The sequence below is a fragment of the Lactobacillus nasalidis genome (genome assembly GCF_016587775.1).
GTDB lineage: Bacteria > Bacillota > Bacilli > Lactobacillales > Lactobacillaceae > Lactobacillus > Lactobacillus nasalidis.
The window spans coordinates 1-13,588 of the sequence record NZ_BOCG01000184.1 but is presented as its reverse complement, the minus strand read 5'-3'; the positions used below and the strand labels follow the sequence as shown (position 1 = coordinate 13,588).

8 protein-coding genes and 2 pseudogenes are annotated in these 13,588 nt (G+C 54.6%); 1 reads left to right on the top strand and 9 read right to left on the bottom strand.

Translation table 11 applies throughout. The annotated features are described in order from the left end of the window. Positions 1-221: pseudogene (locus tag lacNas_RS03375) on the top strand (6-phosphofructokinase); the annotation flags it as partial. A gap of 86 nt (positions 222-307) precedes the next feature. Here lacNas_RS03375 and lacNas_RS03370 read toward each other — a convergent pair. The 9 genes and pseudogenes from lacNas_RS03370 to lacNas_RS03330 all read right to left on the bottom strand — a co-directional run. Further along, the gene (locus tag lacNas_RS03370; protein WP_201330434.1) at positions 308-2,029 is read right to left on the bottom strand and encodes a phospho-sugar mutase; all 1,722 of its coding nucleotides are present in this window, start codon (positions 2,027-2,029) and stop codon (positions 308-310) included. A gap of 14 nt (positions 2,030-2,043) precedes the next feature. After that, positions 2,044-3,846, bottom strand: a complete 1,803-nt coding sequence (locus lacNas_RS03365) for a glycoside hydrolase family 13 protein (protein ID WP_201346590.1) — start codon at positions 3,844-3,846, stop codon at positions 2,044-2,046. Between the two features lie 9 nt (positions 3,847-3,855). Then, positions 3,856-6,306 (bottom strand): glycogen/starch/alpha-glucan phosphorylase, encoded by a 2,451-nt coding sequence (locus lacNas_RS03360; protein ID WP_201330336.1) that lies wholly within the window; start codon positions 6,304-6,306, stop codon positions 3,856-3,858. A 25-nt stretch (positions 6,307-6,331) separates the two neighbouring features. Further along, positions 6,332-7,762, bottom strand: coding sequence for a glycogen synthase GlgA (glgA, locus tag lacNas_RS03355; RefSeq protein ID WP_201330335.1), 1,431 nt, complete (start codon positions 7,760-7,762; stop codon positions 6,332-6,334). Between the two features lie 15 nt (positions 7,763-7,777). After that, a complete protein-coding gene (glgD, locus tag lacNas_RS03350; protein ID WP_201330334.1) occupies positions 7,778-8,920 on the bottom strand; it encodes a glucose-1-phosphate adenylyltransferase subunit GlgD in 1,143 nt (380 codons plus the stop codon). After that, entirely contained in the window at positions 8,907-10,055 is a 1,149-nt protein-coding gene (locus lacNas_RS03345; RefSeq protein WP_201330333.1) for a glucose-1-phosphate adenylyltransferase, read from the bottom strand. Before lacNas_RS03345 ends, glgD begins: the two co-directional genes overlap by 14 nt. Before the next feature lie 47 nt (positions 10,056-10,102). Beyond that, positions 10,103-12,001: a 1,4-alpha-glucan branching protein GlgB gene (gene glgB / locus lacNas_RS03340; protein ID WP_201330332.1), complete on the bottom strand. Its 1,899-nt coding sequence runs from the start codon at positions 11,999-12,001 to the stop codon at positions 10,103-10,105. Positions 12,002-12,534: 533 nt separating this feature from the next. Next, positions 12,535-13,245 (bottom strand): acetolactate decarboxylase, encoded by a 711-nt coding sequence (budA, locus tag lacNas_RS03335; protein WP_201330331.1) that lies wholly within the window; start codon positions 13,243-13,245, stop codon positions 12,535-12,537. 15 nt (positions 13,246-13,260) lie between these two features. Beyond that, positions 13,261-13,588 (bottom strand): annotated as a pseudogene (locus lacNas_RS03330) (hypothetical protein); the annotation flags it as partial.

The window sequence follows — 13,588 nt, the reverse complement described above, 5'->3', positions numbered from 1 at the left end:
GCCGGCCGGACGCGTATGACCGGCAAATCTCCACCCGCTTCGGGATCGAAGGCGCCCGCCTCATCATGAACCGGTCCTTCGGCCGCCTGGTGGTCTTGAAGCAAGGCGAGGTCGACTCAATCGCCCTGGAAGACACTGCCGGCAAGCTGGCTTACGTTGACCCGGACGGCAAGACCGTCAGCAACGCCCGCCTCATGGGCATCACCTTCGGGGACAAGTAAGAAGTTCACCAGCAAAATAAGAATAAAAGCAAAAAATAAGCATCGCTTGCATTAAGCGGTGCTTATTTATTTTGTCATTGTTCTGCTTACTTCAGCAATTCGCTGATCGCGTCTTGGAAGCTTTCGGCTGCCTTTTCGGCAGTTTCGATGTCAGCCTTGTTGACGCCAACGTAAGCCTTGATTACTGGTTCAGTGCCTGATGGCCGCAGGGCTACCCAAGTTTCGTCTTCCAGGAAGTACTTCAAGACGTTTGACTTCGGGAAGCCAGTCAATGGAGTTTCCTGGCCGTTTTCAAGCGTAACTTGGTCTTGGTAGTCTTCGATCTTGACCACCTTGACGCCGTTGATTTCGCTGAGGTGTTCGCTGCGCAGCTTGCTCATCAATTCGGCCATCTTCTTTTGCCCGCCGATCCCTGGCATTTCGATTGCCCGGGTGATTTCGTAGGCAACGCCGTACTTCTTCCAGATTTCCTGCAGGCCGTCAAAGACAGTCATGCCCTTGGAAGCGTAGTAGCTGGCAACTTCAGCGAACATCAAGGCCCCTTGCATGGCGTCCTTGTCCCGGGCGAAGGCTTGGAAGAGGTAGCCGTAGCTTTCTTCAAAGCCCATCAGGAACTTGCCGTCGCCTTCCTTGTTCATCCGATCGACTTCTTCACCGATGTACTTGAAGCCGGTCAAAACAGACTTGGTCTTGATGCCGAAGTCCTTGGCAATCTTGAATGGCAAGGCACTGGAGACGATCGAGGTAACGATTTCGTAGTCTGGAGTCAGCTTGCCTGAGTCCTTCAAGTTTTGCAGCAGGTAGTAAGACATCAAAGTAGCGATTTGGTTCCCAGTCAAAACTTGGAAGTCGCCCTTGTCGGTTCTGACGCAGGCCCCCATCCGGTCAGCGTCCGGGTCAGTAGCCACGATCATGTCAGCACCGATTTCGTTGGCCAGTTCCACGCCTGGGTTGAAGACGTCGCGGAATTCCGGGTTTGGCTTCTTGCAAGTCGGGAATTCCGGGTCAACGATCGCCTGGCTTGGCACTGGAACGACGTTGCTGAAGCCGCCCCGTCTGAAGGCGCGGTCGTAGAGCATCTTGCCCGTCCCGTGCAAAGGAGTGTAAACGATCTTCAGCTTGTCGGCGTTTTCCTTGATCATTTCCTTGTTGACGTTGACCGTTTCCAGCTTGGCCAGGTAGGCTTCGTCGACGTCTTCACCGATCAGCTGCAGAGTGCCTTCGGCGCGCAGCTTCTTGACCGGAGCCGCCTTGACGCTGAAGATGTCTTCAACCTTTTGAGCGTAGGCAAAGAGGCGGTCGGCGTTTTCCGGACCCATTTGGGCCCCGTCTTCGCCGTAGGCCTTGTAGCCGTTATATTGCTTGGCGTTGTGGGAAGCCGTGATGTTGATCCCAGCAAAAGTGTGCAGGTAACGCACCGCGAAGGACAATTCCGGCGTTGGACGCAGGTCGTCAAAGAGGTAGACGTGAATGCCGTGGGCACCCAAAACGCGGGCAGCGTGAGTTGCCAGTTCGCGTGAGTTGTAGCGTGAGTCAAAAGAAATTACCACGCCGCGCTTCTTGGCTTCTTCGCCGTTTTCGTCGATCAGGCGGGCCAGGCCTTCAGTTACCCGGCCGACCGTGAAGACGTTGATCCGGTTGGTCCCCGGTTCCAAGAGCCCCCGCATCCCGGCAGTCCCGAAGTTGATGTCCTGGCCGAAGGCATCTTCGATCCACTTGTCGTCTGTGCCCAGTTCAGCCATTTGTTCAGCCAGGTCTTCCGGCAGAGCAGCTTGTTTCCATTGTTCAAAAATTTCTTTTGCGTCCATATTTATATTCCTTTTTACTTTTTTTCATTCCTGTCCAGCTTAAATGTCTTCAGCAGATAAGCCTTCTGAGCTATGCTTTCTTGATCAAGTATATCACTTACCAGTTCTGCGATCAGCTCCGGCAGGCAATATGTTTGAAATTCCCCGGCATCCAGGATCATGTCCTGGTCGGTCTTGTTGTAGCAGTAAATGACCAGCTCGCGCTGATTGTAGCGGACCAAGGCATTGATGCCGCAGGCAATCTTGACGAAGCCTACCCGGCCGGTCACCAGGGCCTGGTGGCCGCGGCGCAGGCGGCTGAATTCAGCAACCGTTTGCTGCAAGAACTCGCTCTCCTTGCCCCATGGGAAGTAGCGGCGGTTGTCCGGGTCCTTGTCCCCTTCCAGCCCCGCCTCGTCCCCGTAGTAGACGCAGGGAACGCCGGGAATGGTGAACAGGAGGCCAAAGGCCAGCGCCACCATTTTCTCGTCGCCGCCCAGCACGGTCTTGATTCTGGCCGTGTCGTGGGTGCCGATGTTGTTCAGGCAGTTTTCCAGAAAAGCCTTGGGGTAGTTCTCAACCAGCTTCTCGAGATCATTCAGGGCGGCCACTTCTTCCGTTTCGCTGTTGGCCTGCAGCAGCGAAACGATAAAGTTGCGGGCCGGATAGTTCATGGTCCCGGTCAGATTGTCCCCGGCCATGTAGGTCCGGAACTCGCTGTTGACGAACTTGTGGGAGGCATCCTCCCAGACTTCCCCGATCAAGACATGGCAGTCCTCGTTCTGCAGCCGCTCGCGGATTTCGCGCAGAAACGGTATTGGCAATTCGTCAGCCACGTCCAGCCGCCAGCCATCGACGTGCATTCTGGTCCACTTGGCCAAAACGCCGTCGGGCCCGCAGATGAAGTTCTGGTAGTCGGCATTGTTCTTGTTGATTTCCGGCAGAGTCGTCACGCCCCACCAGGACTGGTACTTGGTCGGGTAGTTGATGAAGTTGAACCAAGAGAAGTAAGGGCCCGTCTTGTCGCTGACCGCGCTTAAAAAGTACTTGCTGTCGGCGCCAACGTGGTTGAAGACCCCGTCCAGGATCAAGGCGATCTTGTTTTTGTGCAGGTCCTTGACCAGGTTCTTGAAGTCCTCCTCGCTGCCCAGCATGGGATCGATCTTCATGAAGTCCTGGGTGTCGTAGCGGTGGTTGCTTGAAGCCAGGAAAATCGGGTTCAAGTAGACCGCCGTCACGCCCAGCTGCTTGAGATAGGGAATTTTTTGCCGGATACCTTCGAGGTTGCCGCCAAAAAAGTCCCAACGGGCAATATCGCCATGTTCATCCTTGATGTAGTAGGGACTGTCTTCCTTGGTCGCGTATATGAAACTGTCCTTCTTGCGGCCGCTGATCTCGCCGTGCGGGTTGCCGTTGTTGAAGCGGTCCGGGAAAATCTGGTAAACCACCCCCTGGGTGTACCAGGGAGCCTGCGGCACGGCCCGGTCAAAACAGGTCAGCTGGAAGGTCCGGATGTCCCGGCCGTCTTGCGTGATCTCTCCTTGGCCAAAGCCGTCCTGGCCTCTTTCCAGAAAATAGAACTGGTCGTTTTGCTTGATGTTGAAATAGTAGTAATACAAGCCCGAGCTGCCGATCTTGACGCTGGTCTCATACAGCCCGCTTTCTTCGTTGTAGGTCAAGGGATAAGCGACCGGCGACTCGTTGTTTTTCGTCAGCCACAGGGTGATCTCCTGGATCTCCTCATCGACCTCAACGGCCCACTTGACGCTGGTGTTGACTTGCGCCGCGCCGAAGGGCTGCTTGTATTTGCTGTCCCAAGAATTAAAAATAGCTCTCATCTGTCACTCTTATGCCTTTTCGGCATCGAATTCCACCTTGTCGAGGTTCCAAATTTCACTGGCGTATCTTTCAATGGTCTTGTCCGCGTCAAAGCGTTCAGAGTGAGCGATGTTGACCAGGCTCATCTGTGCCCATTGCCGCGGGTTCTGCCATACCTTTTCAACCAGCTTCTGGGCCTTCAGGTAGGCTTCAAAGTCAGCCAGCACCAGGAATTCCTCATTGTCCTTCAAGAAGGCGTCGTACAAGGCGCGGCCTTCGCTGGCACAGTTAGGAATCGTCCCGTCGATCAGCGCGTCGACTGCCTTCTTGAGAACCGGGTCGCTTTCGTAAAGATCGCGCGGGTGGTAGGAGTGGTTGGCGTAGTAAGTGTAGACTTCGTCTTTGTCCAGACCGAAGGCAAAAATGTTGTCGCTGCCCACGGCGTCCTTGATTTCAATGTTGGCCCCGTCCATCGTGGCCACGGTCAAAGCCCCGTTGGCCATCAGCTTCATGTTGCTGGTCCCGCTGGCTTCCTTGGTGGTCGTGGAGATCTGCTCGCTCAAGTCGGCAGCCGGAATGATCTGTTCAGCCAGGGAAACATTGTAGTTTTCCAGGAAGACGACCTTCAGCTTGCCCTTGATGTCCGGGTCATTGTTGACCAGGTCGGCCACAGCGTTGATCACCTTGATGACCTGCTTGGCAAAGACATAGCTCGGCGCGGCAATCGCCCCAAAGATGACGACCCGCTTCGGGTGGTCGATCCCGGCCTTGAGGTCTTGGTAGAGCTTCAAGACGTGGAGCAGCTTCAGGGTCTGGCGCTTGTAAGCGTGCAGGCGCTTGACCTGGACGTCGAAAATGGCTTCCGGATCAACGACGACCCCGGTCTTGTCCTTGATGACCTTGGCTAGCTTCTGCTTGTTGGCCAGCTTGATCTGCTGCAGGCTGGTCAGCGTTGCCGTGTCATGGTAGAACTTCTCGAACTTCAGCATTTCCTTGCTGTCAAAGCGCCAGTCGTTCCCGATCGTCTTGTCCAAAAGCTTGGCCAGGTCCGGGTTGGCGATCTGAATCCAGCGGCGCAGGGTGATCCCGTTGGTCTTGTTGTTGAAGCGGTCCGGGTAGAGCTGGTAGAAGTCGCTCAAGACTTCGGTTTCCAGCAGCTGGGTGTGCAGGGCGGCAACCCCGTTGACTGAGTGCGAGCCGATGATGGCCAGGTGAGCCATGTGGATCTGCCCGTTCTTGACGATCCGGGTTCTTTCAATGACGTCGCCTGACACCTTGCCTTCCAGGCCGGCTGCGTAGCGGCGGTCGATTTCCTTGACGATGTCAAAGAGCCGCGGCAAAAGCTGGCTGAACATGCCAACGTCCCACTTTTCCATGGCTTCGGCCATGATGGTGTGGTTGGTGTAGCTCATGGTTTCCTTGGTGATTTCCCAGGCTTCGTCCCAGTCCATCCGGTGCCCGTCAACCAGCAGCCGCATCAATTCGGCCACGCACATGGCCGGGTGGGTGTCATTGATGTGCACGGCCACGTACTTCGGGAAGTCGGCCAGGTTTTCCTCGCCGTAGTCCTTGATGAAGTTGTTCACGATGCTCTGCAGGCCGGCAGAAACGAAGAAGTATTCCTGCTTCAAACGCAGCAGCCGGCCGTCGTAGTTGGAGTCGTCCGGGTACAAAATCGAAGTCAAGTCTTCGATCTTGCGCCGGTCGGCGATTGACGGGTACTTCAGCTCGTCTTCCGGGGCAATTTCCGCGTCCCACAAGCGAAGCGTGTTGGCCACGCCGTTGTGGTAGCCAACCATGGCCACGTCGTAAGGAACGGCCCGGACTACGGTGCATCCCTCGTATTGCGGCGTCATCCAGCCGTGGTCGTCAACCATGTTGACGCGGCCGCCGAACTTGACCAGCACGGACTTGCTTTCCCGGCGCACTTCCCAGTAGTCGCCCTGCTTGAGCCAGTCGTTAGGCAGTTCCTTCTGGTAGCCGTTGACGAACTTTTGCTTGAACAAGCCGTACTTGTAGCGCAGGCCGTTGCCGTTGCCGGCATAGCCGGTTGAAGCCAGCGAGTCCATGAAGGCCGCGGCCAGCCGGCCCAGCCCCCCGTTGCCCAGAGCCATGTCCGGCTCAACGGCAGCGATCTCGTCCAAATCCAGGCCCAGGTCAGCCAGGGCTTCTTTGGCCGTGTCCAGCCAGCCCAGGTTGAGCAGGTTGCTCTTCAGCAAGGTGCCAGGCAGAAATTCAATGGAGAAGTAGTAGGCCTGCTTGTGGCCATTGGCGCTTTCCGCGATTCTCGTCCGCCGCCATTTGCCTGAATAGCCGTCGCGCACCATTGAAGCCAGGGCCGCGAAGATGTCTTCCTTGGAAGCTTCCTCGACGCTTTCTTCAAAGTGCCGGTCCAGCTTGCTGGCCAGCCTTTCCTTGAATTCTTCCGGGCTGATTTCCCGTAAGTTCTTGTTTGAAACGGATACTTTGGTTGATTTCATGCTCATCTTCCTCTTTAATTCTCAACTATCCCAGCAATTCGCCGTACATCCACTGGTACTTGCTTGCGGAGTTCTTCCAGGAGAAGTCCGACCGCATGGCCGTCCGCTGGGCCTTGGCCCACTTTTCCTTCTCATGGTAAAGGCTCAGCATCTTCTTGATGGCTTCCACCATCTGGTAGCCGCTGAATTCGCGGAAACCAAAGCCAGTCCCTTCATTCTTGGTCTTGTCGTAGACCCAGACCGTGTCGGCCAGCCCGCCGATCTGGTGCACGATCGGCAAAGTCCCGTAGCGCAGGCTGATCAATTGCGACAAGCCGCACGGTTCAAAGGCTGACGGCATCAAGAAGGCGTCGGCGCCAGCGTAGATCTTCTGGGCGAGGTTGACGTCAAAGGCCAGAATCAGCTTGAACTTGTCCGGATAGCGGCTGGCAATGTCGCTTAAGGCATGTTCGTAGTACTGGTCCCCGCTGCCCAGGATGACCACCTGCAAGTCGAACTGGAGAATGTTGTCCAGTTCTTCCAAAAGCAGCTGGCAGCCCTTTTGCGCCGTAAGGCGGCTGACCATCCCGATCAGCGGCGTGGTCGGCGCTTGCGGCAGGCCGACCTGCTTTTGCAGGTCCGTCTTGTCGCGGCGCTTGTGCTTCAAGTGGTTGACGTCGTAGCGGACCTTGATGACCGGGTCAGTGGCCGGGTTGTACTTTTCGAAGTCGATCCCGTTCAAGATGCCGACCAGCTTGTAGTTGACCGAGCGCAGAATGCCGTCCAGGCCCTGGCCGAATTCCGGAGTCTGAATTTCTTCAGCATATGACGGGCTGACCGTGGTTACCCGGTCGGCGTACAGAATCCCGGTCTTCATCCAGTTGACGTCGTTGTTGAAGCGGACGGTCCCGTTGTCGAACCATTCATAGCCCAGGCCGAAGAAGTTCGGCAGGGTCTTGGCATCGTACTTGCCCTGGAATTCCAGATTGTGGATGGTCAAAACGGTCTTGATGCCGCGGTAGGCATCAACGAAGCCCCACTTTTCCCTAAGCAGGAAAGGAATGAAGGAAGTGTGGTAGTCGTTGCAGTGCAGGATGTTCGGCACGAAGTTGTAGCGTTCCATCATCATGATCACTGCCTGCTGGAAGAAGGCGTAGCGCTCGCCGTCATCGTAGTAGCCGTAGATCCCCGGCCGCTTGAAGTAGTACTCGTTGTCGATGAAGAAGTACTTCACGCCGTTCATTTCCAGGGTCAGGACGCCGCAATACTGGTTGCGCCAGCCGACCGGCACGTAAAAGTCGCCTTGGAATTCCAGCTTTTCCCGGTATTCCTGGGGCATGTCCTGGTAAAGCGGCAGTGCTACGGCAACTTCGTCGCCGTCTTTGGCCAACTGGTTGGGCAAAGAGCCCAGGACGTCACCCAGGCCGCCGGTCTTAAAGAAAGGGGCACATTCGGCTCCGACAAATAAAACTCTCACGATCTTTCCTCCTAATTATTCCAGAACAAAGTCCTTGCTGATGACGCTGCCCTTCTTGATGACTACCGGGGTGTCAGGCTTGCCCTTGATGGTCACGCCCTTTTCGATCACCACGTTCTTGTCCAGGATAGCGTATTCGACGTCAGCCCCGCTCTTGATCCGGCAGTTGGCCATGATTACGGAGTTCTGGGACTTGCTGTCCTTGGCAAAGACCACTCTTCTGGAAACAACGCAGTTCTTGACTTCGCCCTTGATCTTGCAGCCGGTTGAAGTCAAAGTGTTCTTGACGTCAGATTCCTTGTCGTAGTAAGTGCCGACTTCGTTTCTGATCCGGGTGATGATCTTCTGGCTGCCGTAAAGCAGGGAGTCGCGCTTGTCCTTTTCCAGCATGTCCATGTTGGCCTGGTAGTAGCTGCTGATGTCGTGAATGTTGCGCAGGTAGCCGGTGTATTCGTAGGCGTTGGACTTTTCCTTGACGGCCAGGGTTGCCAGACGTTCGGAAATGTCGTAAGCTGCCCCGCTCTTTTGCGCCTTTTCCAGCTGGTGAATCAGCCATTCAGTGTCCATGACGTAGACGTTGGCTGACAGATTGAAGGGACCATCGCTGGAGATGTCGACGGCTTCTCTTTGCTCGATCACGATGTTGTCGTCGCTCAAGGCAAAAGTGTGGTCGTCCGGTGCCAGGTTTTCCAGGCCGACCCGTTTGAAGACCGGAGTGATGCGGTTGTCGTTTGACTGGTGGAAGTGCAGGATGGCTTTCAAGTCAAAGTTGGCCGCCATCTTGTTGCCGATGAAGACGGTGTAAGGCATGCCGCAGGTCTTAAGGAAGAGGATCAGGTCGTCAAAATAGTTTTCCTCTCTTGACCGGCGCCGCATCAAGTTCTGGTAGAAGTCCAGGTACTCGTAGGAGCCGATGGTGTCCAGGCCCCATTCCTTGCCCCCGCCCAAGTGATCCAAGTAAGAACGAACCTTTTCTTGGCTGATCAGGGTATAAACGTGGTTGATGCCCGCGTTGACGATGCTTGAGAGGGCAAAGTCCATCAAGCGGTACTTGCCGGCAAAGTACAGAGTCGACAGGGCTCTTTCGTCAGTCAGCGGCTTCAGCTGGCTGTATTCGTGCTGGTTGCTGAAGATTGCGCACATCTTACTTGTTTTCATTTGGTAACACTCCAATCTTTTCCTTGTTGCCGACTACGGCAATTTCCCCATCTTCTTCGCCGACAACCGAGTTGCTGCCGATCACGGCGCCTTCGCCGACGATGGCCTTGGTGATCTTGACGTTCTTGCCGATCTTGGCGCCCGGCATGATGATCGAGTCCACGATCTCGCTGCCGCGCTGGACATCGACATTGGCGGAAATGATTGAGTGCTTGATCTTCCCGTCAATGTAGCAGCCGTCGACGATCATCGAGTCGGTCACTTCCGCGTTTTCGGTAATCATCTGCGGGGCATCGATCGTGTTCTTGGAGTAGATCCGCCAGCTGCGGTCGTCCAGGTCCAGGCCGTCAGAACCATCCAAAAATTCCATGTTGGCCTGCCAGAGTGAATCGATCGTCCCTACGTCCTTCCAGTAACCAGAGAACTGGTAGGAGAAGACTCTTTCGTCACTCTTGAGATAGTAAGGGATGACGTCCTTGCCGAAGTCGACCATGTCATCGGCAGTGGCAAAACCGGCCGTCAAAACGTCGCGCAGGCGCTTCCAGTTGAAGATGTAGATCCCCATGGAAGCGTGGTTGCTCTTCGGTTCCGCCGGCTTTTCCTCGAATTCGATGATCCGGCCGCTGGAGTCGGTGTTCATGATCCCGAAACGGGGTGCTTCTTCCCAAGGCACGTCGATGACGGCAACCGTCAAAGAAGCGTGGTTCTTTTCGTGTTCAGCCAGCATGTCAGCGTAGTCCATCTTGTAGATGTGGTCGCCTGACAGGATCAGAACGTATTCCGGATCCTGGCTGTCAATGTAGTCGATGTTTTGGTAGATGGCGTGAGCCGTGCCTTCGAACCACTTGCTGCCGCCGTTGTCAGTATACGGCTGCAGGATCGTGGCGCTGGCGTTCAAGCCGTCCAGACCCCAGCTGGAGCCGTTGCCGATGTGGTTGTTCAGCCGCAGCGGCTCATATTGAGTAATAATGCCGACATTGCGCACGCCCGAGTTGGCGCAGTTGCTCAGCGGAAAGTCGATGATCCGGTAGCGGCCGCCAAACGGTACGGCTGGCTTGGCCTGGTTCGCTGTCAGTTTGCCCAGCCGGGTCCCCTTGCCCCCGGCTAAAATTAAACCTAGCATTTTTGTACTCATGGTAAAAATCCTTCCCTACTAGTCTTTTCTTTTATCTTCACATTACATCAACGTTTCTTCGAACGCTTTCTCTTGATCGTGACCTGGTCAGGCTTGATGATCATGGCACTGAAGCCTGGCAGATCAACTGAAATCTGGTAGTCGAAATTCTTGAATTTCGCCTGCTTGGTAGTCATTTCCTGTGGTTTTGCGGTCCAATCGCCGCCAAATTCACTGCGTGAGCTGTTTAAGACTTCCTTGTAGCTCCCCGGATACGGGACGCCAACGGTGAAGCCGCTGCGCTCTACCGGAGTAAAGTTGAGCAGAACGATCAGGAAATCATGCCGCACCTTCCCCTGTCTGATAAAGGACAGGACTGACTGGTCGCGGTTGTCCGCGTCGATGATCTGCACCGACTCTTCCTTCTGCTCCAGCTGCCACAAGGCTGGTTCGTTTAAGTAAAAATGGTTGAGTTCCCGGTTGTACTTGAGCATCTTGGCGTTGAGCTCATCACTTAAAGAAGACCACTCCAAGCCTTCCTGGTAGCGCCATTCCAAGTACTGGCCGAATTCTCCGCCCATAAAGAGCAGCTTCTTGCCTGGATACGTCATCAGCATGGTATTCAGGTTCCGCAACTGGGCGAACTGGTCCGGCCGAGCGCCGAACATCTTGTTCATCAAGCTGCGCTTGCCGTGGACCACTTCATCGTGCGACAAAGGCAAAATGAAGTTTTCACTCATGCGGTACATGAATGAGAAGGTCGACAAGTCGAAGTTGTCCTTTCTGAAGTAAGGGTCCATGGAATAAAAGCGGAGCTCATCATTCATCCAGCCCATATTCCACTTGTAGTCAAAGCCCAGGCCGCCATCCTCAACGCGTCCGGTGATCTTGACCTGGGAAGAACTTTCTTCCGCGATCAGGATCCGCTCTGGATGCATCCCCTTGATCGTCTTGTTGAACTTGTGCAGGAATTCGATTCCTTCGATATTCCGGTTGCCGCCGTACTGGTCAGGCTTCCACTCGCCCGGGCCGCGGTCATAGTCGCGGTAGAGCATGTTGGACACCGCGTCGACTCTGAGCCCGTCCAGGTGGTAGTATTCCAGCCAGAAAAGCGCGCTCGAGAGCAGGAAGGACTGCACCTGCGGCTTGCCAAGGTCAAAGTTCAAGGCACCCCAGCCCTTGTTTTGGGCCCGCCAGCCTTCTTCGAACTCATAGCAAGGCGTGCCGTCATAGTAAGCCAGGGCATCGCTGTTGATGCAGAAGTGCCCCGGAACCCAGTCAGCCAAAACGCCGATGTTTTCCTTGTGACAGGCTTCCACGAAATCCTGCAGATCCCGCGGCTCTCCGTAAGCCCGCTCCAAGGCAAAGTAACCCGTCGTCTGGTAACCCCAGGAAGCATCGAGGGGGTGGGCCGTCAAAGGCAGAAATTCAATATAGTTGAATCCTTGCTCCTTAACGTAAGGGATCAGTTCCTTTTGCAGATCCCGCAGCGTATACAGGCTGCCATCCTCATGCTGCTTCCAAGAGCTGGCATGCACCTCGTAGATGTTGATTGGCCGGGCAAAATGGTTCGACCGCTTGTGCCAGCCGAACCAGGCCCCATCGGTCCAATGCTTCTCCGGCAAGGCGGTCACGACTGCCGCGTTTCCCGGCCGGTGCTCGTACTCCAAGGCCATGGGATCAAACTTCATTATTTCGTCGCCGCTGGCCTGCTTGACCAAGAATTTATACAGCTGGCCCGGCTGGGCGCGGTCGGTTTCTCTAGACCAGATGCCGTACGCGTTCTGCTGCATCGGCAAGTCTTTCTCCCAGTTGTTGAAATCACCGACCAGCCAGACTTGCTGGGCCTTTGGCGCCCAGACGCGGAAGACAAAACCATTTTCAGTCGCATGGCAGCCTAAATAATTCTGCAGATATAATTCGTTGCCATCGACAAAATTCTGTAAATGTTGATCCAGCTCGTCCATTTCTTACCTCACTTTCTCTAAAAACATCACCTATTATTCATAAAAGCATCAAATCATTTCCGCACAAACGCTGTAAGCGTTTTTGCCTACTTACATTATAAGCCATTTTCGCTATTTTTCAGTACAAAAAATAACATTTCTCCAAAAAGCGCTTTTTTAAAGCTCAAACTTGAGTTCTACAAGCTTCGTGTCTATTTTTCGCCTTAAAAATCGAACGATTCGTCTAGCTTATAAGCTTGATAGTCTTTTGAATAGATGATACCATATTCTTATTTTGTTTTCATTCGATTGCTAAAACGCTTTAAAGCGCTTTCCTCATTGAGAAATAAAGCTCAATTGTCCAGTTCGACTTGGATGTTTTTCATATATTTGTATCGTATTTCTTTTTTCTAAAGTTATTACATTCTTTCAATAGCATTTCAACCAACCTCAGCTGATTTCTTTCATATTCAAGCGCAAATCCCGCATAGTCAAACAAATATAAAAAAGCCGCCGGCCAGAGCCGACGGTTTATCTTAACTTTTTGCTTATTATCAGTGCTCAGCCTGCTGAATTTGCTCGCTGAGCCGGTCCAAATCGAACGCTTGCTGCATAAAATCAGTATTTTCGACTGGCAGGTGCAGGCGGAAGTCAGCAAAGGACTGCAGGCTTAGTTCGCCCTCTTCCAGGGCCAAATCGAGGACGTGCCCGCCCAAAGCGTGGTCGCTGCTTAAGTAGTGCAGGTGAAAGCCACTGGAGGCAATTCCCTGGTAAAGGCCCGGCGCGTAGTAGCCGATCAAGCTGCCGGCAGTATCCTTGCCTTCAAAAACAGCCTGCTGGTCAGCCACTTCGTTTAAGCCAGGGTAAGGCTTCTCCTGCTTGAAGACGGTCCGGGTCTTCATCTTGGCAAAGCGGCCGGTAAGCTTGACGGCATAAAAGATATTGGTCATCCCCTGCTTCATCAGGAAAGCCTCAAGTTCTGGCAAAGAGAGGCCGGACAGCTTTTGGCCAGAAGCTGGCTGGTCAAAGTGCACGCAGGCAAAGGGCACCGTCGTTTCCGGCGAAAGCTCCTCCACGCTGCCATCCCGGCGGATGGTATAGGCCCGGCCGTTCAGGATGACCATTTCCCCGTCCAGGCCGCTGCAGGTGCCGATGCCGCTGTCGCCATGCTCAAGCAGGTCCTTGACGGTCATGGTTCCGTCGAAGAGTCCAGCCACCAGCATGGCCAGGGTGCCGTGTTGAAAAATCGTTGTTTCCTTGCTCATTTTTTCCTCCTAAAACTAGTAATCCAGCTCGCCGGCCGCGTGAATCTGCTGGCGGTGCTTTAAATTAAAGCCAAGCGCGTTCAGGGCGTGGTCGCTTTCCTGGTAGGTCAAGGCATACAGGTCGATTAGGCCGTCGTCAGTGTTCAGCTCATAGCTGAAGGCCGCTTCGTTTTCCGGCACGAAGAGGGACTGGCAGCTTTCCGGGCGGTCGTTTTTATCAAAGCCGAAGCTGTCGATAACGCCCTGCAGCAGTAGGCAGGGACCAGACAGCTGGCTGCCAGCCGGCCGCGCCAGGTAGACCTCGTCAGCGTTGCGGCGGTTGTAGACGGCGTCAACGTCAAAG

Coding starts and splice junctions, on each gene's coding strand:
- budA (WP_201330331.1), bottom strand. CDS start 13,245: ATGAGCAAGGAAACAACGATTTTTCAACACGGCACCCTGGCCATGCTG.
- lacNas_RS03360 (WP_201330336.1), bottom strand. CDS start 6,306: ATGAAATCAACCAAAGTATCCGTTTCAAACAAGAACTTACGGGAAATC.
- glgD (WP_201330334.1), bottom strand. CDS start 8,920: ATGAAAACAAGTAAGATGTGCGCAATCTTCAGCAACCAGCACGAATAC.
- lacNas_RS03370 (WP_201330434.1), bottom strand. CDS start 2,029: ATGGACGCAAAAGAAATTTTTGAACAATGGAAACAAGCTGCTCTGCCG.
- lacNas_RS03345 (WP_201330333.1), bottom strand. CDS start 10,055: ATGAGTACAAAAATGCTAGGTTTAATTTTAGCCGGGGGCAAGGGGACC.
- glgB (WP_201330332.1), bottom strand. CDS start 12,001: ATGGACGAGCTGGATCAACATTTACAGAATTTTGTCGATGGCAACGAA.
- lacNas_RS03365 (WP_201346590.1), bottom strand. CDS start 3,846: ATGAGAGCTATTTTTAATTCTTGGGACAGCAAATACAAGCAGCCCTTC.